This window comes from Thermococcus waiotapuensis, assembly GCF_055384795.1.
Genome location: NZ_AP042429.1, coordinates 1,463,978 through 1,482,898, shown reverse-complemented (window position 1 = coordinate 1,482,898; position 18,921 = coordinate 1,463,978). Strand labels below are relative to the sequence as shown.

Below are 18,921 nucleotides of genomic sequence, written 5' to 3'. Positions count from 1 at the left end.
AAGAAAAATCACTCGAGCGAGAGCAGGTACTTGGCTATCTCAGCATATGCTGGCCTTGTTATGAGAACACCTATTAGGACTCCCAGTATCGTAGTAACGGCGAATCCCTTCAGGGTTCCGACGAAGTAAAACAGGAGAAAGCTCATTGCAACTATTGTGGTTGTCGCCGAGGCCAGTATTACAAAAAAGGCCCTGGCCATTCTCCTCAGGAGGCCCATTCTCCTGCTTACCCCTTCAGCGCTCGACCTGCCGAGGAGTTCATCCGTTATGACTATCTGCTGATCGACACCGGTACCTATTGCCGCTATGATGCCCGCTATACTTGGAAGATCCAGGTTCCAGCGGATAAGGGACGCCATGCCAAGGATTATGATGACCTCAAAGAGGCTCGTGCTGGCAACTGGAATAGCTAGCTTCCATCTCCTGTAGTGGAAGTATATCGCCAGGAGAACCGCTATTAAAGCCCCAAGTCCCGCGATGAGGGCCTGCTTCTTAAAGCTGGATCCAAGGGTGGGTGATATGTACTCCTCGCTTATAACCCCGAGCTTGGTCGGAAGCGAACCGCTCCTCAGGACGCTGTATATTCTCTTAGCTTCCTGGAGGGCCTCCTCCTTGGTTGCGGCGCTTCCGGTGAGCTGGAAGCTGTTGCTGTCCCCCTCCACTACCTCAGCACTCAGGACGTATGGTCCGTACAAGTGTAATATCCTGGCGACAAAGCTCTTCGGGTCTTCACCCTGCTGTGGGGAGTAATACGAAACACGCACTCCCAGGTTGGACTGGAGAAGTTCGTTCTTAACCTTGGTGTATAACTCCTCCGGGAGATCCACCACGATTATCGTATCCTTGCCCAAGGACGTGGCGTTTTTTACAAGCTCCCCAGCGCTCTGATTTTCGTATTTGACTACGGTAATGTTGAAGGCCTCGCCGATTCTCTGAATAAGGGGCTTGGGGGTTCCTGATACCGGTTCGCCTAAAAAGTCCTGCATCGTGCTGTAAACCCTGTCGGAAACAACGATCAGAGAGTTGACGGGAGGATCCAGGAAAATATCAACAGGCCAGCCGGCCTTTCCCTTCTTCAGCTCGTTGAACTTTTTCAGGGAGTCCCCGGATAGGGTGAAGCCAACGTACCAGCAGGTCGGACATCTCTGCAGATCGAGACCATAGTTGCTTGAGTAAACTGTAACGTCGCTCCCCCTTGCAAAAACAACACCGTCCAGCTCCATATAAAGGACACCCTGGCTTTCTATGAGACTCTTTATCTGCTTGGCCTCGTCAAGGGTGACGTTGGCTACCTTAACAACGAAGAGAGTTTCTCCAGTCTCCGGATCGTGCTGGGTCTCAACGGAGATGTCCTTTAGGCCAAAGGTGTTAAGCCTGTTCTGGAGAGATGAAGCTATCCCATCGACTTCCTCCCCGCTGAGAGGTCTATCAGGTTTGGCAATTAGGGCAACGCCGCCTCCAATGTCTATTCCATATGTGAGACCGTTCACGGCTATTGCCGCTATCGAGCCGATCAGGAAGATTATGAGCAAAAGAACCCTCCAGTTGAGCAGGAGGGCTTTGATACCCTTTTTTCTGGCCATCAGCTACCCCTCCTGAGCTTTATCGAGAACCTGTAAGGACTCACTATGTACCACCTCAGCACGCCGGCGTTGAGTATCCACGTGTTCATGAAGTCCGCGAGAAGGCCGAATATGAGGACTATCGTTATGCTGTCTATAACGTCCGAAGTGGAAACCAACCAAAGCACTATGAGGGCACCGAGGGTTGTCGTGCTCATCGTGAAGCCTGTGGAAACGGCCGAGAGATAAGCGTCTTCAACCGTGTCCTCTTTTCTCCTCAGGAGTCTGGTCGTTAGAAGAATGTTGCTGTCAACGGTGTAACCTATGAGCATGAGCAGTGCCGCTATCGTTGCCGTCGTCAGCTTTATCCCGAGGAGTCCCATGATAGCGAGTGCTATTATCATATCGGAGAACGCCGAAAAGATTATCGTTCCCGAGGGTATGGGATCCCTGAAGAACAGGAAGACCACGATGGCCATGCCAATAAAAGCATATGCCACCGCCTTTATACCCTGCTTCTGCGCAATCTTACCGAAGGTTGGATCAACCACCCTTGGAGTAATGTCCGCATTGGGATATTTGGCCTTGATTAAATCCGAGATAAGATCCGGATTTGCATCGGCCGGTGCGTATATCCTTATCCCGGTTATTCCGTTTATTGAGTCGTGGAACCTTTCAGCGTGGAGGTCAATTCCCATCTTACCGGCCAGATAGGAGGCGAGCTCATCGGGTGAAGCGTCAACATTGTAAACCGTTACGACGACTCCTCCCCTGAGGTCTATGCCCCTCTCAGGAGGGTGTACTGCCAAAAGGAGAAGCGCAAGAACGAACACCACAAGGGGATAGAGGATCATTTTCTTTGGCTCCATATTGACCAGGAATGAAAGTCTTTTCTGCTTCTGATTCATGACCTCCCCATCGGAGGAAGCTTTCCCCTTTGGTTTTTTAGCTGCCATAACCACACCCCGCGGATTTTGTTTCACTACCTCTGGCTTTGGATAGCCCACTATCGCAATAATAAACGAAACGGTTTTAAAATTAGTGGTCGGGAAGAAGCCAAAAACATGGGCCCTGAGCCGGATAAAAGAACGAAAATCAACCCTAAAGGGAGTTTATCAGTAAAGCTTTCCAAATTCGGAAAACGGCCAGTAATTTCACGTTTGTTGGATTTTAAGTCCGTTCGGAGCTTTTCAAACCAGAAACGGCCAGTTAGTTTCTCTTCGATTGAGGCTTAAATTTAAAAAGGGAAGCCCACAGTAAGAAGATGGGTGAGGGCCATGAGCGAGATAGAGACGATCGGGTTCCACTACGTTGTTGAGGCGGCCGGTTGCGATCCCGAGGTTATCGGTAACGCTGACAGGGTAAGACAGATATTCCTCGAGGCGGCGAAGGTAAGCAACATGGAGGTAAAATCGAGCTATTTCTTCAAGTTCTCGCCGACCGGAGTGAGTGGAGTTGTGATCGTCGCCGAAAGCCACATCTCAGTCCACACCTGGCCGGAAAGAGGTTACGCCGCTCTGGACGTTTACACCTGCGGCACGAAGGCCAATCCGGAGAAGGCCGTCGACTACATCCTTGAGCAGTTCAGGGCCAAGTACGCCCACGTCTCAGAGATAAAGCGTGGAATCGCGGAAGAGGACGGGACCTTCACCCACATGATAATGACCTGGGAAGAGGCCCTGAGAAAGAACGGAAACGGGCACTGAATTCAAAGCAGCTTTTCTATCTCCTTTACCCTCTCGAGCGTGTCACTGAGGATTTTTCTGACGTTCTCGACCTTGACCCTCAGCTCGCGGTTCTCCTCCTCAAGCTCCCTGACCCTCTCCTCGAGCTTCCTGTACTCCTCCTCGGGAACAAGTTTTCCGCCTCCAGCTAATACCTCGATGCTCCTGACAAGCTCGTCAAGCCTGCCCTGCTTTATGAGCTCGTAAGTTTCTCTGACGAGCTGGCCAGCTTTCGTCTCGCCCTTGAGGTGCTTCCTGATGGTCGCTTCAGTCCTGCCGAGCTCCTCCGCTATTTCGCCTTTGGTCATGCCAGCTTTCTCCCTGGCTATCGCTCCAGCGGCAACAGCTAAGCTGTCAACCCAGGTGAGCCTCTCCGCGGGATCCTTTATCAGCTCTATCACTTCAGGCCTGAAGAGCGTCGCGAAGAGGAGTATGCTCTCAAGCCTGTGGATCTCCTCCCTCCCGACCGGGTTCAGCGGAATCTCCATCCCCATCACCTCCTTTCAGTTTTTCATTCGGTTTCGAAAATTCCCCCTCTCTTCAGAACCTTATCGTGGTGGACGATTATCCCGCCGTCGGTTATCTCGAAGGGGTGCCTCCTCATGCTGTGGCTCGTCCCGCGCATCTTCCAGACTATCAGCGAGCGCTTGAGTTCTCCATCTATCTCGTCGAGGTCGAGGCGGATTATGCCATCAACGCCGTGCTCAACTCCCGGCCCACCGAAGCCTCTCTCTCCAACGCTTATCTGGCTGACGAAGATGCTCGTAACTCCCAAACCCGCGAGAACCCTCTTCAACTGCATGACTATGCTTCTCGCCATTGCGGGCTTGTTTATGTAGAGGGTCGTGACGGAGTCAACCACAAGTCTCTTCGCCCCGGTGTCTTTCACGGCCGTCCTGAGGACGTCTATGAACCCCTTAAGGTCTGTTAAATCAGGAACCAGGTACTTTTCGTACTCCTTGCTCTTGCCGATTCCCGCTGTGAAGGCGTCGACCATCGCGAAGAGCCCTTCCTCTTCGTACTTCCTGACGTCCCAGCCGAACTGGGCCATGTTCTGCCTTACCTGGACCGGGTGCTCTTCAAGGGCCACGTAGATCCCCGGCTCACCCATCTGGAGGCCGTTCCAGAGGAACTGCTGGGAAAAGATGCTCTTCCCCGTTCCGGGCCCACCGCTGAGCAGGACAACGTTTCGCTCCGGGATTCCCCCGTGGAGTATCTCGTCCATCCCTGGAATTCCCGTTTTCACTCTCTTGATCATGAGCGTCACCCCCTTTAGTTACCTTTCGTTACCATTGTACTCTAACGCCGATGTTCTTAAAAAGGTTACGTCTGGTGAAAAAAGTCAGCGGTTCCTTCTCAAAAACTCTCCAACGTCAGTCACGTTCAGGATGAACTTTTCCCTGCTCCCGGGGTTTATCCTGCCTATGCCGAGGATTACACCGTTCTCGTCGTAGATCACGAGCTTCTTTGTGCCCTGCCAGTTGTAAGAGCGCACGCCGCTCTTCGGCACGTCTTTCCCGGTCGTGAAAAGGAAGCCCGCCCTGGGGGTTAAGACCGCGTAGTTCTTCTTAACATCAACGAAGTAAAAGAACTCGACGTTGGGGTAGAACTTCTCCACGAGGTTGTCCACTTTTATCGTGCCAACGAAGGTGCCGTAGGCGTAGGGGTTTATCCTGAGGTTCTCCACTTCTTTCCAGACCCTCCCGTTCACCGCGTAGACGTCCCTGAACTTGCCCTCAACCACCGCGAACGTGCGGTGTTTAAGCTCGCCGTACTTCTCGGCCTCGCGGAGGATTAGATCGTACTCCCAGGCAGAGGCGCGGCGGTAGCGGAGAACCTCACTCATGGCTATCTCCCTCAAGACGCTCTATCAGCTCAGCAAGACCCTCCAAGTCCGTTCCCTCGAGCTCCCTCTCGAATTTAAGGCCGAATTCAGCTATCTCTTCCGGGCTTATCACCGTTTCAGACCCTTCTGCTTTTATCCCAGGACAGCCCTCGTCGTAGTAGAGCCAGAGCTTTTTACCTTTGTACTCGAAGGGCTTCTCGCCCTCGATGCCTAGGGGTTTCCTGGAGACCATGAACGGGTAGATCCTGCAGATTATTGGATTGACATCGTGGATCCCGCATTTGCCAGTCTCCAGGTCGTGGAAGACGCAGCCGAGGTCCCACTCCCTCACCGTGAGGACGAAGCGGATTTGATTTCCTTCAACAGAGAAAGTAACGAAGTCCTGGGGATCGTGGCCTTTTCTTGCTATCCTCTCGATGTCCTTCAGCGTCAGATAGACGTGTCTCCCCCTGCAACAGTCGAGGCAGTGGAGGCATTTGAACGGCACCGGCCTGGTGAAGGGTTTGGGCTTGAAGCGCATGGAATCACCTCAGGTGTTGAGGTGGGCGTCGAAGTTCTTGCTCTTTTTGTAGTCAGCGTAGCTTTTGTCGAGCCTTTTGGCGACGTAGGGGCCGTTCTTCCTGTAGCCGAACTTCCTGTAGTACTCCCTCACGCCAACGCCGCTTATAACGAGCATCTTCTTCATATCAAACTCTTCCCTGGCTATCCTCTCCGCCTCAGCCAGCAGTTCCCTGCCATAACCGCGGTGCTGCCACTCGTATTTTGGTTTCTCGCCTATAGGCACCAGCGGGCCGTAGACGTGGAGCTCCCTGACTATTGCCGAGGGACAGCAGTTTATCTCTTTCCTGTGGGCCTTTTCGCTCGGAATCCTCAGGCGGAGAAAGCCTATCAGGATGTCGTTTTTGACATCCTCAAAGCTGAGGAAGATTTCTTTCCCGCCAGCGGCATCATAATCCTCGCGGAGGAGCTTTATGTGCTCGGTTTCGGGCTCGATTCCGAACTTCTCCATCTGATGGCCGACTTCCCTGAAGCGTATCTCCCTCGGCCTTATGCCGCGCTTGATGAGCTCATTGAAGACGAGCTGGCCAAGGTTCGAGTGCTTCACGCCATCAACGATTAACTGAACCGGTATGTCGCGCTGGATTCTCATTACCCTGACCCACTTGGGGAAGTGCCTGTAGGCCTCGACGAGGAGCTCAACGGCCTCCTCGGTGGTGTAGGGCCTGTATTTTCCAGCCTTGTACAGCGAGTAGAGGGGCGCATCTGCTGTGACCAGCGTCGGGTAAATCTTGAGCATATCCGGCCTGAAGCGCGGGTCATCGAAGATGGCCTTAAACGTGTACAAATCCCTCTCAAAGTTGCTTCCGGGCAAACCGGGCATTATGTGGTAGTTGATTTTAAGTCCAGCATCCCTTAAAAGCTGGGTGGCTTTAACTATCTCCTCAACGCCGTGGCCCCTCTTCGTTCTCTCGTGGATGAAGTTGAAAAGCGTTTGGACGCCCAGTTCAACCCTGGTTGCCCCGAAGCGGAGCATCCTGTCTATCTGCCTCTCGAAGGCCCAGTCCGGGCGCGTTTCTATAGTTAAGCCAACCATCCTGACCCTGGCCCTCTCGTTCTTCCTCTGCTCGTCTTCGAGATAGTAGTAGGGCTTGCCATGTGTTCTCTCCCAGGCCTCCCTGAACTTGGGGTCTTCCTCAAAAACGGACTCGTCTTTCTTCACTATCAGCCTTACGAGCTTCTCCTCGAGGTTCTCGATGTCTTTGAAGTGCAGGAAGTCGTTCATCGCCTTGAAGGCCTCTTTGATGTACCACTCCTGATAATCGAGGTCAACCGCTGGAAACGTCCCCCCCTGGATTATCACCTCGACCTTGTCAACGTCGTGGCCTATGTCGGTGAGCTGCTTTAGCCTGCGCATCATGATAATGTATGGATGGTAAGCGCTCTGCACTGCCCTCAGCGCGGAGGGCTCCTTTCCAGTGTAACTCTGCGGAGAACCAACGGCGGGCCCGCCGGGACAATAGAGGCAACGCCCGTGCGGACAGGGGAAGGGTTTCGTCATCATGGCCACAACGGCCACACCGCTTATTGTCCTGGTCGGCTTCCTCCTGAGGAGCTCCCTAAAGCGCTCGCGCTCCTCCTCGGGAATAGCCTTGAGTATGTCTGAATTGCCGGGAATCTTTGAGAGGTGGTACTTCCGGGATACGATAATCTTCCAGCGGTTGAGCTCTTCCCTGTTCCTTATCTCGCCAGACAAGACGGCCCTCGCTATCTCATCGACGGCCCTCTCAAAGCTCTCGCCTTCCATATCCATCCTCCCGCCAAGATTGATGGGGGGTTTTAAAAGGGTTTGCCGGACATGCCAAAGTGAACGATTCGCGACAGAGGTGGGAATATGGACCGGGACGAGTTGGTCACCTTCCTTGATGGCTACCTCCAGGTCTCTGCCTATCCGGACAAGTCGAGCAACGGCCTTCAGGTTGAGGGAAAGGGGGAAGTTGAGAGGGTCGCTTTTGCGGTCGACACAACGCTGAGAACCATTGAGAAGGCCGCAAAGGCAAAGGCTGACATGCTTGTTGTTCACCACGGCATGATATGGGGCGGGCTGAGCTACATAACGGGGGTGCACTACAAACGCCTCAGGGCCCTCTTCGAGAGCGGTATAAACCTCTACGTCGCCCATTTACCACTCGACGCTCACCCGGAGCTGGGGAACAACGCCGGGCTCCTGAGGCTCCTCGGCCTTGAACCCAAGGGCCCCTTCGGGGAGTACAGGGGCCTTTCAATCGGCTTCTGGGGGGAATTTGAGGAGGCGCACTCAATTGAGAAGATCGCGGGAATGATAGCTGAGAGGCTCGATACAGCGGTTAAAACCTACGGGTTCGGGAAGAGAGAGATTAAAACGGTTGGAGCGGTAAGCGGTGCGGGCGCGTTCGCCTTAGAAGAGGCCTGGAGGAAGGGGGTCGACCTCCTCATAACAGGTGAGCTGGGGCATGCAGATTATCTAATGGCAATGGACCTTCCGCAGAGCGTCCTCGTTGCGGGCCACTACAAAACTGAGACGCTCGGAGTAAAGGCCCTCATGGGGCTTTTAAGGGAGAAGTTTGGCCTCGAGGTTTTCTTCATAGACGAGCCTACTGGTCTTTGAGGCTTTCACTTTTTCAGCGGGTTCCCGAAGGGGTCTATAAGCCCGGCCCGTATTAGGGAAGAGCTTATTTTGGCTCCCATCTTGCCCTTCACGAGCCCGATGGTTATTATATCAAGCGGTGGCAAACCCCTCTCTTCCCTTGCCCTGTTAACTACCAGGGCGCCTTTGTAGGTCTCTTCGCTCACAACGATAGCTTCGAGGCTTTTCATCCTGTCTGCAAAGCCTATTGCCGTGTGGATTTTTATAACGCGGTAGTTTGAGTAGCCGTTGACCTCGAAGAACTTGAGCAGATCCCTCAAGCGGGCCTCGTAGGGAAGGATCATCCCGGCGTAGGGCTTGTCCTTTACCATCCCGTCAGATGTGAGTCCGACGTATACGTATTCTCCCACCTCGAAGGCCTTCCTGAGCAGAACCTTGTGCCCGAGGTGGAGCCTGTCGAAGGTTCCCCCAACAACTACTTTCCTGTAGGGTTTCTTTCCCATGGGCAACCCTCACAGGGGCTCGAACTCCCGGAGGAGGAGCACCTTCTGCTTCTCGTCAAGGGCGTTCTCGTCAACAACCACGATGAGCGCCGCCCCCGCGGGCAGGAGGCGGTCTTTAAGGTTCACGAGGAACTTGAAAACGCCCGGAAACTCGTTGTAGAGCAGGAGGTACTCGAGGCAGTCTATAAGCACCACTGCTCCAGGGTTTTCCAGGATGAACTTTATGGCCTGATCCTCAATGACGTGCAGCTTGGTGGGAGGAATTCCCCTGTCGGCGGCCTGGGTGATCCAGATGGGGACGGCGAACTCGATTCCTTCGTAGAGGTGAGGATTCCTCGTGAAGACCAGGGTGGGGAGCCTCAGAGATCTTACCAGGTTCAGTACGTCCACAACTCTGGACCTGGAGCCAGCCATTATGTAGGCGCCTTTGAGCGGCTTGCCCGGGGAGGAATCCCCCACAACTTTGACTTGCTTGGGCAGGTAAGAGCTCTCCAGGAGCAGTACGTATTTTGTCATCGTGTATATCACGCCGAGGATTGAGACCCCGTAAAGGAGGGTCAAAGCCGCGTCCTGGTGAGGGATCTCGTAAAAGTCCCCTATGAAATCAATAAGCCTTCCAGCGAAGGCAAGGCCCAAAAAAATCGTGGCGTTTATGACAAAAAACTTTAGTTCAGCTGTGTATCGGTTCCACCTCTTGAGGAAGAACCACCATATGTAACCCATTCCCGCCAGAAGGACAGCGTCGTACACTACGTTATACCACGGAGCCGTTAGTCCCATACAACTTCCACCTCATCGGTGCGGAACTTCTGCCTCACAACGGTATCCTCTATTTTAAACCTTACGCCACCGAGGTACATTCTGAGGCCAGTGTAAGCTATCATCGCCCCGTTGTCCCGGCAGAGGTCGTAGGGCGGGACGAAAAAGGCAATTCCCCTCTCTTCGGCCATTGTTTTGAGCATCTCGCGGAGCCGATTGTTGGCTGCAACGCCGCCGACCAAAACAACTTCTTCCTTGCCAGTATGTGCAACCGCCCTCTCCGTGACCTCCACTAAAGCCGCAAAGGCGGTCTCCTGGAAGGAGTAGGCCAGGTCCTCGACGCGGTACTTTCCAGTCCTGTACTTCCTGACGGCCTCCGTTAAAACGCCTGAGAAGCTCAGATCCATCCCTTTCACTGCGTAGGGAAGCTCGATGTAGCGCTCCCCCTTTTGGGCAAGCCTCTCTATCTTCGGCCCTCCTGGAAAGCCTATTCCCAGTTCACGCGCGAAAGTGTCTATGGCGTTTCCTATGCCTATGTCGAGGGTTTCTCCAAAAACGCGGTAGCGGCCGCCCTCCAAAGCGAGAACCTGCGTGTTGCCGCCGCTGACGTAGAGGCCGACCGGGTCTTTGACGCCGAACATCTTTGTGATTTCCACGTGGGCTATGCAGTGGTTGACACCGATAATCGGCTTGTTGTATTTTATCGCCAGGGCCCTCGCGGCGGTCGCCACCACGCGGAGGGCTGGCCCAAGACCCGGCCCCTGGGAGAAGGCTATGACGTCAACGTCTTCCATCTTTATTCCGGCCTTTTCCAGTGCCTTCCTGAGGAGGGGCTTCAAAAGGTGGGCATGGTGCTCGGCCGCCTCCTTCGGGTGGATTCCGCCCTTCTCGGTGGTGAGAGTGTCGAATAAGTTAGCGAGGACTTCCTTTTCGGTAACGATACCTATGCCAAGGGTGTGGGCAGTGCCCTCTATGCCCAGGGCAATCATACAAACCCTTCATGCTCGGCAGTGTTAAAAAGGTTACGGATTCCGATGCCGTTTTAAAGCCCTTCTCCAATTGGGTTACAGATGGAATATGAGGGCAATAGGCGTCATACGAAATTCGAGGCGCGAGAGGCTCAGCAGGGATGAATTTGAGGAGCTTTTGAGGAGTGCTGGCTACGAAGTTCTGGAGATACTTGAGCAGAACAGGGAAGAGCATCCGAGGTACAACATAGGCAGGGGAAAGCTCGAGGAGCTCAAAAGGCTCGTTGAAGAGCTGAGGCCGGATAAGGTGGTCTTCGCGAACAGGCTCACGCCAAGCCAGGCCTACAACCTGTGGAAGGAACTCAGGGTTGAGGTCATCGACCGCTGGCAGCTCGTCCTTGAGATATTCGAGAAGAGGGCCCACTCCAGGGAGGCCAAGCTCCAGGTCGAGCTCGCCTCGCTCCAGTACGAGGTGCCCCTCGTCAAAGAGGCAATAAGAAGAATAAAGCTCGGCGACAGGGCGGGCTTCAAGGGGATGGGTGAGTATCAGACCCAGCAGTACCTGAAGCACATACGCTACAGGATGGGGAAGATAAGGGAGGAACTCGAAAAAGTCAGGGCGGACAGAGAAGTCAAGAGAAAAAGAAGGGAGGAGATGGGGTTTATTCTCGTGGCCTTAGCTGGCTACACCAACGCGGGCAAATCCACCCTGCTTAATGCTTTAGCCGGTGAAGAAGTCGAAGTAAAGCAACAGATGTTCACAACCCTTGACACGACCACCAGGAGATTCAAGCTTGGACAGAAAAGGGCCCTGGTAACGGACACCGTTGGCTTCATCGACAACCTCCCGCCGTTCATTGTCGAGGCCTTCCACTCCACTCTGGAGGAGATAACCCGGGCTGACATAATAGTCCTCGTTCTGGATGTGAGTGAGCCCTGGGCGGAGATAAGGAGGAAGTTCCTCGCCTCATTCAGGATCCTCAGGGAGCTCAAAGCCCTTGACAAGCCCATGATAATTGCCTTGAACAAGATTGACCTCGTGGAGGAGGAAGATGCCAGGGAGAAGGCGAGACTGCTGGGGAATCTCCTTGAAGAAGTTGCTCCGAACGTCAGAGCCATAGTTAAAATCTCGGCAAAGGAAGGCCGCCTTGAGGAGCTTTATAGCGCACTTGAGGAGTCGATTCCAGAACTGCCTAAATACAGGGCATTTAGGGTCGTAATACCCCCAACCGAGGATGCTAGGAAAATAATCTCGATAATTGAGGCAATCGGAGAGGTTTTGAACGTCCAGTACGGGGAAAGCACCGTTGTCCACGCGCTCCTTCAGGCGGGAATGATAAAGGAGCTCACAAAGATGAACGTCAGGATAGAGCATTTAAACGAGCCCGAGGAAGTGGAACAGCCGGAAAACGGCGGGTGAGCCTGACTTGAGCTCACCGAGGGAGCAGTTATCTTCTCACCCACTGTGTGCGACCTCTGCCCGAGGAATCCAGCACCAATAAGATCCTCCAGGGGTGGCGAGAGCCCTGTAGCGGGAACACCAGCAACACCCCTAACCATGGCCTGAGCTGTGGATACCTAACCGGGCGGCATACTTCCATTTCCTGCAAGGATACCATCACCAGTGCCCCGGAATATTCACTCTTGCCCAAAGACGTCTGCCGAGGAGGTTTTAGGTCAATACCGAAACCTAAATAAATGCCCCGGACTAATCCAGACTGAAAAACTCAGGGAGGCATGGAGAATGATCGAGATTCGTTTTCACGGTAGGGGTGGACAGGGTGCGGTTACGGCCGCCAACATTCTAGCCTCAGCCGCTTTTAAGGAAGGCAAATACGTCCAGGCGTTCCCGTTCTTCGGGGTTGAAAGGCGTGGAGCGCCGGTTACAGCCTTTACCAGGATCGACGACAAGCCGATAAGGATAAAGACCCAGATCTACGAGCCGGACGTCGTTGTGGTCCTCGACCCCTCGCTCCTCGACACCGTCGACGTTACGGCCGGTCTCAAGGAAGGTGGAACCGTCATCGTAAACACCGAGAAGAGCAAGGAAGAGGTTCTCACGAAACTCAAGAAGAAGCCGGGGAAGCTGGCCCTCGTTGACGCTACCGGCATAGCCCTCGAAATCCTCGGCGTTCCCGTTACCAACACGGCAATCCTCGGTGCAGTCGCCAAGGCCACCGGAATAGTCGGGCTCGACCACGTCAAGGAAGCCATCCAAGAGACCTTCTCGGGAGCGCTCGGCGAGAAGAACGCCAAGGCCGCCGAGGAGTCCTTCAACAGGACAGTCATCTACGAGCTTTGATCTTCTCTGCTTTCCCTACTTTGGAGGAGGGGAGGAGGTTGAACACGCTGTTTGGAGAAAAGAAGGCGGAGGCAAAAAAACTGGTATTCGCCTCCATTGACCAGTACCCCGAGGCACCTGTAAGCCTGGACACCACTTTGAGCAACTTCACCGGCGACTGGAGGACTTTCATACCTGTAATCAACGAGGAGAAGTGCGTCAAGTGCTACATCTGCTGGAAGTTCTGCCCCGAGCCTGCAATCTACATCAAGCCCGACGGCTACGTCGCGGTTGACTACGACTATTGCAAGGGCTGTGGAATCTGCGCGAACGAGTGCCCGACCAAGGCGATAACAATGGAGAAGGAGGAGAAGTGATATGGCCGAGTATAAGCCAATTAAAAAGGTTGTGAGCGGCAACTACGCGGCCGCTTACGCAGTAAAAGACGCGAGGGTTCAGGTTGTGGCGGCTTACCCAATCACACCCCAGACGAGCATCATCGAGAAGATAGCCGAGTTCATAGCAGATGGAGAGGCCAACATCCAGTACGTCCCGGTGGAGAGCGAGCACTCAGCTATGGCAGCCTGTATAGGCGCCTCGGCGGCTGGAGCCAGGGCCTTCACGGCCACCTCAGCCCAGGGTCTCGCTTTGATGCACGAGATGCTCCACTGGGCGAGCGGCGCGAGGCTTCCGATTGTCATGGTCGACGTTAACCGCGCCATGGCTCCCCCATGGAGCGTCTGGGATGATCAGACTGACAGTTTAGCTCAGCGCGACACCGGCTGGATGCAGTTCTACGCGGAAAACAACCAGGAAGTTTACGACGGTGTCCTGATGGCCTTTAAGGTGGCGGAGACCGTTAACATTCCGGCAATGGTCATCGAGAGCGCCTTCATTCTGAGCCACACTTATGACGTCGTTGAGATGATCCCACAGGAGCTCGTGGATGAGTTCCTACCTCCGAGGGAGCCCCTCTACGACCTCGCGAACTTCGAGAAGCCCTTCTCAGTCGGCGCCCTGGCAACCCCGGCTGACTACTACGAGTTCCGCTACAAGTTAGCTAAAGCCCACGAGGAGGCGAAGAAGGTCATCAGAGAAGTCGGCAGGGAGTTCGGCGAGCGCTTTGGAAGGGACTACAGCAGGATGATAGAGACCTACAGGACTGACGATGCCGACTTCGTCTTCTTGGGCATGGGTTCTCTCATGGGAACCGTCAAGCAGGCGGTTGATCTCCTCAGGGAAGAGGGCTACAGGGTCGGAGCGGCAAAAGTTCTCTGGTTCAGGCCCTTCCCGAGTGAGGAGCTCTACGAGCTGGCGAAGGGCGTTGAGGGCATAGCAGTCCTCGACAGGAACTTCTCCTTCGGCCAGGAGGGCATACTCTTCAACGAGGCCAAGGGGGCCCTCTACAACACCAAAGCGAGGCCGCTGATGAAGAACTACATCGTCGGCCTCGGAGGCAGGGACTTCACGGTCAGCGATGTGAGAAAGATAGCAGAGAACATGAAGGCCATCATCGAGAAGGGAGAGCTCGATGTAGAGGTGGACTGGTACCACCTTAAGAGGTGAGAGAGATGGAGATTCCCGAGAACGTTAAAAAGAGGCTTAGCATCCCTGCGGAAGAGCACTTTTACGCCGGTCACACCGCCTGCCAGGGCTGCGGTGCTTCCCTCGGGCTGAGGTACGTGCTGAAGGCCTATGGAAAGAGGACGATATTCGCAATCCCGGCCTGCTGTTCGACCATCATCGCCGGTGCCTGGCCCTACAACACCCTCGATGCCAACCTCTTCCACACTGCCTTTGAGACGACCGGCGCTGTGATAAGCGGCATCGAGGCGGCTCTCAAGGCCAGGGGCATCAAGGTCAAGGGCGAAGACGGCGTCATGATAGTCGGCTGGGCCGGCGACGGTGGTACAGCCGATATAGGCCTTCAGGCCCTGAGCGGTTTCCTCGAGAGGGGGCACGATGCCGTCTACATCATGTACGACAACGAGGCCTACATGAACACCGGAATTCAGAGGTCAAGCTCAACGCCTTACGGTGCCTGGACGACCAACACGCCCGGAGGAAAGAAGCACTTCCTCGAGAAGAGGCACAAGAAGAAGGTCATCGACATCGTTATAGCCCACGAAATTCCCTACGCGGCAACTGCCAGCGTTGCCTATCCAGAGGACTTTATAAAGAAGCTCAAGAAGGCCCAGAAGACGCCTGGCCCGAGCTTCATCCAGCTCTTCGCGCCGTGCCCGACCGGCTGGAGAAGCCCGACAGATAAGAGCATCGAGCTGGCCCGCTTGGCGGTTCAGACGGCCTACTTCCCGCTCTTCGAGTACGAGAACGGGAAATACAGGATAAACATGCCCAATCCAAAGAATGAGCCGAAGCCCATCGAGGAGTTCCTGAAGTTCCAGGGCAGGTTCAAGTACATGACCAAAGAGGATGTTGAGGCTCTCCAGCAGTGGGTCAACCGCGAGTGGGAGAAGCTCAAGAAGCTCGCCGAGGTCTTCGGCTGAGCTTTTAATTTTTAAATCCAAAGGTTTAAGTGCTGACCTGGTAACTCACTGGAGGTGATACATATGGCTGAGAGCCCGTTTAAGGCCGAGATTGAGAGGGTTCAGAGGGAGTATAGCGAAAAAATGACACCTGGAGCGATAGCCTACATCCCGGGAAGCAGCGTCATAAACAAGACCGGAAGCTGGAGGGTTTTCGTGCCCGAGTTCCACAGGGAAAAGTGCGTCCGCTGCCACCTCTGCTACGTCTACTGCCCCGAGCCGGCCATCTACCTGGACGAGGAGAACTACCCCGTATTTGATTATGACTACTGCAAGGGCTGTGGCATCTGCGCAAACGAGTGCCCGGCCGAGGCCATAGTCATGGTTAGGGAGACCAAGTGAGGTGGTGGAATATGCCGATTAGGACCGTTATGAAGGCTAACGAGGCGGCCGCCTGGGCGGCCAAGCTCGCAAGGCCGAAGGTTATAGCGGCGTTCCCGATTACGCCCTCGACCCTTATCCCGGAAAAGATAAGTGAGTTCGTCGCCGATGGGGAGCTCGACGCAGAGTTCATCAAGGTGGAGAGCGAGCACTCGGCGATTTCAGCCTGTGTCGGTGCCTCAGCGGCCGGCGTCAGAACCTTCACGGCAACGGCCTCTCAGGGACTGGCCCTAATGCACGAGATACTCTTCATTGCCGCGGGAATGCGCCTCCCGATAGTCATGGCCATTGGAAACCGCGCACTCAGCGCTCCAATCAACATCTGGAACGACTGGCAGGACACCATAAGCGAGCGCGACTCCGGATGGCTCCAGTTCTACGCAGAGAACAACCAGGAAGCCCTCGACCTCATACTCATGGCCTTCAAAGTGGCTGAAGACGAGAGGGTTCTCCTTCCAGCTATGGTCGGCTTCGACGCCTTCATATTGACCCACACAGTTGAACCGGTTGAAATCCCCGACCAGGAAGCCGTTGACGAGTTCCTCGGCGAGTATAAGCCAAAGCACGCTTACCTCGACCCGGCTAAACCGATAACCCAGGGTTCCCTCGCCTTCCCGGCCTACTACATGGAAGCCAGGTACACCCTCTGGGAGGCCAACGAGAGCGCCAAGAAAGTCATCGATGAGGTCTTTGCCGAGTTCGAGAAGCGCTTTGGCAGGAAGTACCAGAAGATAGAGGAGTACAGAACTGACGACGCCGAGATAATCTTCGTCACCATGGGCTCCCTCGCCGGAACCGTCAAGGAGTACGTGGACAGCCTCCGCGAGAAGGGCATCAAGGTCGGTGCGGCAAAGCTCACCGTTTACAGGCCGTTCCCGACCGAAGAGGTCAGGAAGCTTGCGAAGAAGGCCAAGGTTCTGGCTCTGCTGGAGAAGAACGTTACCTTCAGCGTCGGTGGAGCCCTCTTCCAGGACTTCAGCAGGGCTTTGATCAACCAGGAGGAGAAGCCAATCCTGGTGGACTTCATCCTCGGCCTCGGCGGCAGGGACGTCACCTTCAAGGAACTCGACCAGGTTCTCGAGATAAGCAGGAAGGCCCTCACCGGAGAGAAGTTTGAGGAAGTTAACTGGATTGGACTGAGGAAGGAGATACTGTGAGGTGAGGAATATGGCCGTTAGGAAGCCCCCCATCACAACTCGCGAGTACTGGGCACCCGGACACGCCGCCTGTGCTGGCTGCGGCTGTGCCACCGCCCTCAAATTGGCCACCAAGGCCTTCAGCGAGGCCATGGAGGAGAAGTACGGCGATCCCAACGCCTTCGCCATAGCCCAGGCAACCGGATGTATGGAGGTAGTTTCGGCAGTGTTCCCCTACACCGCCTGGAAGGCCCCCTGGATCCACGTCGCCTTCGAGAACGCGGCGGCAGTTGCCAGCGGCGTTGAAGCCGCCTGGAAGAAGCTCGGCAGGAAGGGCAAGGTCCTGGCCATAGGCGGTGACGGTGGTACGGCAGACATAGGTATGCAGGCCCTCAGCGGTATGCTCGAGCGCTGGCACAACGTGGTCTACCTCATGTACGACAACGAGGCCTACATGAACACCGGAATTCAGAGGTCAAGCTCAACGCCTTACGGTGCCTGGACTACAACGTCACCGCCGGGCAAGTACTCCATCGGTGAGGACAAGCCCAAGAAGTGGGTCGCGCTTATAGCTGCCGCCCACCAGATACCCTACGTCGCCACAGCGAGCATAGGCAACCCCTTCGACTTCGTCAAGAAGATGAAGACCGCAGCGAAGGTTGATGGCCCGGCGTTCGTGCAGGTCCACTGCACCTGCCCGACGGGATGGAAGAGCCCGCTCGAGAAGGGCATTGAGATAGCCCGCCTCGCCATCGAGACCGGTATCTGGCCGCTCTTCGAGATCGAGAACGGCAACTTCTTCAACATCAAGATACAGCCGCCAGGAGGAGGCGCCAAGGTCAAGCGCGAGGGAGACAGGATAGTCGCCATCGAGTTCAAGAAGCCCATTGAGGAGTACCTCCAGCTGCAGGGCAGGTTCAAGCACCTTTTCAAACAGCCCGAGGCAATAGACCAGCTCAGGGAGCAGATAAAGGCCATGTGGAAGGTTCTCGGTGTTGATGTAACCCTCCCGAAGCCGGGGGAGTGACTTTTCCCTTTATCTTTTCTCACGCGTTCAAAGAAAAGGGAAAGGTCAGCATATCCTCGGGACTGGGTCGCCTTCGGGAGGCTCCATAAAGCGTTTTCCCCCGATTCCAGTCTCGAGGATAACCTTCCCGCGGTATTGCCCTATTACCTCGCCGATTATTGCGGCGTTCCTGCCCTTCTCGGTTTTTCTCATCGCCTCAAGGGCCTCCTCGGCGTATTCTTTAGCCACAACCATCGCTACCTTGCCCTCGTTGGCAACGTCGTAGGGGCTTATGCCGAGCATATCGCTGGCAGCCCTAACTTCCGGCCTTACCGGAATATCGGCCTCCCTCACCAGGATTCCCACGTTGCTTTTTCTCGCTATCTCGTTGAGCGCGTTGCTCAAACCGGCTCTCGTCGGGTCCTTCATGGCGTGGATGTTCTCCCAGCCTATGGCATCGGCAACAGCTTTAACAACGTCCCATATCGGCGCAACGTCGCTCTTCAGCTCGGTCTCAAAGGCTATCCCCTCGCGGTGGCTCATCAGCGCTATTCCGTGGTCCCCTATCGTCCCGCTGACCAGAACAGCGTCTCCAACTTTGGCCCCGGCATCGCTTATCGGCCTCTCTGCTACCCCTATTCCAGCTGTGATGATGAACATCCCTACCGGCTCCTCAACCACCTTGGTATCGCCCGTGATTATTGGAACCGGCACTTCCTTAGCTGCCTCGTCCATTGAGCGGAGAACCCTCCTGAGGACGTCCATGTCTAACCCCTCGCTGAGTATCATGGAATTCGCCAGAGCTAAAGGTTTGGCACCCATGACGGCTAAATCGTTCACCGTCCCGCTGACCGCCAGTCTTCCAATGTCCCCTCCCGGGAAGAAGAGCGGCTTTACCGTGTGGCCGTCTATCGTGAAGACGATGTGTTTATCACCAAGCGGTATAGTTGCCCCGTCGTCCAGTGCATCCAGCCCTATTCCACCGGCGCTCTTGAGGGTCAGCGTTTTGAGTATCACGTCCCTCAAAAGCTCCTCCATTATCTCTCCACCGGCCCCGTGTTCGAGCCTTATCTTTTCTCCCATCC

Annotated in this window: 21 protein-coding genes; 10 read left to right on the top strand and 11 right to left on the bottom strand. The window is 55.0% G+C overall.

Going from position 1 to position 18,921, the window contains the following annotated elements; translation table 11 throughout:
* Positions 1 to 8: 8 nt before the first annotated feature.
* Both ACZ47M_RS08160 and ACZ47M_RS08155 read right to left on the bottom strand, forming a co-directional pair.
* On the bottom strand, positions 9 to 1,583 hold the full coding sequence (locus tag ACZ47M_RS08160) for an MMPL family transporter (protein ID WP_315342019.1): 1,575 nt from the start codon (positions 1,581 to 1,583) through the stop codon (positions 9 to 11).
* A complete protein-coding gene (locus tag ACZ47M_RS08155) occupies positions 1,583 to 2,518 on the bottom strand; it encodes a protein translocase subunit SecF (RefSeq protein ID WP_315342021.1) in 936 nt (311 codons plus the stop codon). The genes ACZ47M_RS08160 and ACZ47M_RS08155 overlap by 1 nt, the downstream gene beginning before the upstream one ends.
* Before the next feature lie 330 nt (positions 2,519 to 2,848).
* Here ACZ47M_RS08155 and speD point away from each other — a divergent pair, with 330 nt between their 5' ends.
* Positions 2,849 to 3,268 carry an adenosylmethionine decarboxylase gene (gene speD, locus ACZ47M_RS08150; RefSeq protein ID WP_315342312.1) on the top strand — a complete coding sequence of 140 codons (420 nt, stop codon included), beginning with the start codon at positions 2,849 to 2,851 and terminating at the stop codon, positions 3,266 to 3,268.
* A 2-nt stretch (positions 3,269 to 3,270) separates the two neighbouring features.
* Here the strand turns inward: speD and ACZ47M_RS08145 are convergent, their stop codons facing one another.
* The 5 genes from ACZ47M_RS08145 to ACZ47M_RS08125 form a co-directional block, all read right to left on the bottom strand.
* Positions 3,271 to 3,774 (bottom strand): hypothetical protein, encoded by a 504-nt coding sequence (locus ACZ47M_RS08145; protein ID WP_315342315.1) that lies wholly within the window; start codon positions 3,772 to 3,774, stop codon positions 3,271 to 3,273.
* Between the two features lie 23 nt (positions 3,775 to 3,797).
* The gene (locus tag ACZ47M_RS08140; RefSeq protein ID WP_315342024.1) at positions 3,798 to 4,544 is read right to left on the bottom strand and encodes a KaiC domain-containing protein; all 747 of its coding nucleotides are present in this window, start codon (positions 4,542 to 4,544) and stop codon (positions 3,798 to 3,800) included.
* A gap of 84 nt (positions 4,545 to 4,628) precedes the next feature.
* On the bottom strand, positions 4,629 to 5,132 hold the full coding sequence (locus tag ACZ47M_RS08135; protein ID WP_315342026.1) for a PUA domain-containing protein: 504 nt from the start codon (positions 5,130 to 5,132) through the stop codon (positions 4,629 to 4,631).
* Positions 5,125 to 5,652 (bottom strand): YkgJ family cysteine cluster protein, encoded by a 528-nt coding sequence (locus ACZ47M_RS08130; RefSeq protein WP_315342029.1) that lies wholly within the window; start codon positions 5,650 to 5,652, stop codon positions 5,125 to 5,127. Before ACZ47M_RS08130 ends, ACZ47M_RS08135 begins: the two co-directional genes overlap by 8 nt.
* A 9-nt stretch (positions 5,653 to 5,661) precedes the next feature.
* Positions 5,662 to 7,437 (bottom strand): tRNA uridine(34) 5-carboxymethylaminomethyl modification radical SAM/GNAT enzyme Elp3, encoded by a 1,776-nt coding sequence (locus ACZ47M_RS08125; RefSeq protein WP_315342318.1) that lies wholly within the window; start codon positions 7,435 to 7,437, stop codon positions 5,662 to 5,664.
* Positions 7,438 to 7,524: 87 nt separating this feature from the next.
* On the opposite strand from ACZ47M_RS08125, the gene ACZ47M_RS08120 reads away from it, so the two are divergent.
* Positions 7,525 to 8,277 carry a Nif3-like dinuclear metal center hexameric protein gene (locus ACZ47M_RS08120; RefSeq protein WP_315342032.1) on the top strand — a complete coding sequence of 251 codons (753 nt, stop codon included), beginning with the start codon at positions 7,525 to 7,527 and terminating at the stop codon, positions 8,275 to 8,277.
* A 5-nt stretch (positions 8,278 to 8,282) separates the two neighbouring features.
* Here ACZ47M_RS08120 and coaD read toward each other — a convergent pair whose 3' ends face one another.
* Genes coaD through ACZ47M_RS08105 form a run of 3 tightly spaced genes read right to left on the bottom strand, consistent with a single transcriptional unit; the run spans position 8,283 to position 10,507 of the window.
* Positions 8,283 to 8,759: a phosphopantetheine adenylyltransferase gene (coaD, locus tag ACZ47M_RS08115; RefSeq protein WP_315342034.1), complete on the bottom strand. Its 477-nt coding sequence runs from the start codon at positions 8,757 to 8,759 to the stop codon at positions 8,283 to 8,285.
* Between the two features lie 9 nt (positions 8,760 to 8,768).
* Entirely contained in the window at positions 8,769 to 9,539 is a 771-nt protein-coding gene (locus ACZ47M_RS08110; protein WP_315342037.1) for a DUF835 domain-containing protein, read from the bottom strand.
* Entirely contained in the window at positions 9,530 to 10,507 is a 978-nt protein-coding gene (locus tag ACZ47M_RS08105) for a bifunctional N(6)-L-threonylcarbamoyladenine synthase/serine/threonine protein kinase (RefSeq protein WP_315342039.1), read from the bottom strand. Before ACZ47M_RS08105 ends, ACZ47M_RS08110 begins: the two co-directional genes overlap by 10 nt.
* 88 nt (positions 10,508 to 10,595) lie before the next feature.
* Here ACZ47M_RS08105 and hflX point away from each other — a divergent pair, with 88 nt between their 5' ends.
* The 8 genes from hflX to porB all read left to right on the top strand — a co-directional run bounded on the left by hflX (position 10,596) and on the right by porB (position 17,857).
* Entirely contained in the window at positions 10,596 to 11,906 is a 1,311-nt protein-coding gene (hflX, locus tag ACZ47M_RS08100; RefSeq protein ID WP_315342041.1) for a GTPase HflX, read from the top strand.
* A 324-nt stretch (positions 11,907 to 12,230) separates the two neighbouring features.
* Positions 12,231 to 12,788, top strand: a complete 558-nt coding sequence (locus tag ACZ47M_RS08095) for a pyruvate/ketoisovalerate ferredoxin oxidoreductase subunit gamma (RefSeq protein ID WP_315342043.1) — start codon at positions 12,231 to 12,233, stop codon at positions 12,786 to 12,788.
* Positions 12,789 to 12,826: 38 nt separating this feature from the next.
* Complete coding sequence (locus ACZ47M_RS08090; RefSeq protein ID WP_315342046.1) at positions 12,827 to 13,144, top strand: 3-methyl-2-oxobutanoate dehydrogenase subunit delta; 318 nt, start codon at positions 12,827 to 12,829, stop codon at positions 13,142 to 13,144.
* A 1-nt stretch (position 13,145) separates the two neighbouring features.
* Positions 13,146 to 14,333, top strand: a complete 1,188-nt coding sequence (porA, locus tag ACZ47M_RS08085; protein WP_315342049.1) for a pyruvate ferredoxin oxidoreductase — start codon at positions 13,146 to 13,148, stop codon at positions 14,331 to 14,333.
* 5 nt (positions 14,334 to 14,338) lie between these two features.
* Positions 14,339 to 15,274 (top strand): 3-methyl-2-oxobutanoate dehydrogenase subunit beta, encoded by a 936-nt coding sequence (locus ACZ47M_RS08080; RefSeq protein ID WP_315342051.1) that lies wholly within the window; start codon positions 14,339 to 14,341, stop codon positions 15,272 to 15,274.
* A 63-nt stretch (positions 15,275 to 15,337) separates the two neighbouring features.
* Entirely contained in the window at positions 15,338 to 15,655 is a 318-nt protein-coding gene (gene porD, locus ACZ47M_RS08075; protein WP_315342321.1) for a pyruvate synthase subunit PorD, read from the top strand.
* Between the two features lie 11 nt (positions 15,656 to 15,666).
* On the top strand, positions 15,667 to 16,851 hold the full coding sequence (porA, locus tag ACZ47M_RS08070; RefSeq protein ID WP_315342054.1) for a pyruvate synthase subunit PorA: 1,185 nt from the start codon (positions 15,667 to 15,669) through the stop codon (positions 16,849 to 16,851).
* Positions 16,852 to 16,861: 10 nt separating this feature from the next.
* Positions 16,862 to 17,857, top strand: a complete 996-nt coding sequence (gene porB, locus ACZ47M_RS08065) for a pyruvate synthase subunit PorB (protein ID WP_315342057.1) — start codon at positions 16,862 to 16,864, stop codon at positions 17,855 to 17,857.
* 45 nt (positions 17,858 to 17,902) lie between these two features.
* On the opposite strand, the gene hypE is transcribed toward porB, so the two are convergent.
* Positions 17,903 to 18,919, bottom strand: a complete 1,017-nt coding sequence (gene hypE, locus ACZ47M_RS08060) for a hydrogenase expression/formation protein HypE (protein WP_315342059.1) — start codon at positions 18,917 to 18,919, stop codon at positions 17,903 to 17,905.
* Positions 18,920 to 18,921 lie beyond the last annotated feature (2 nt).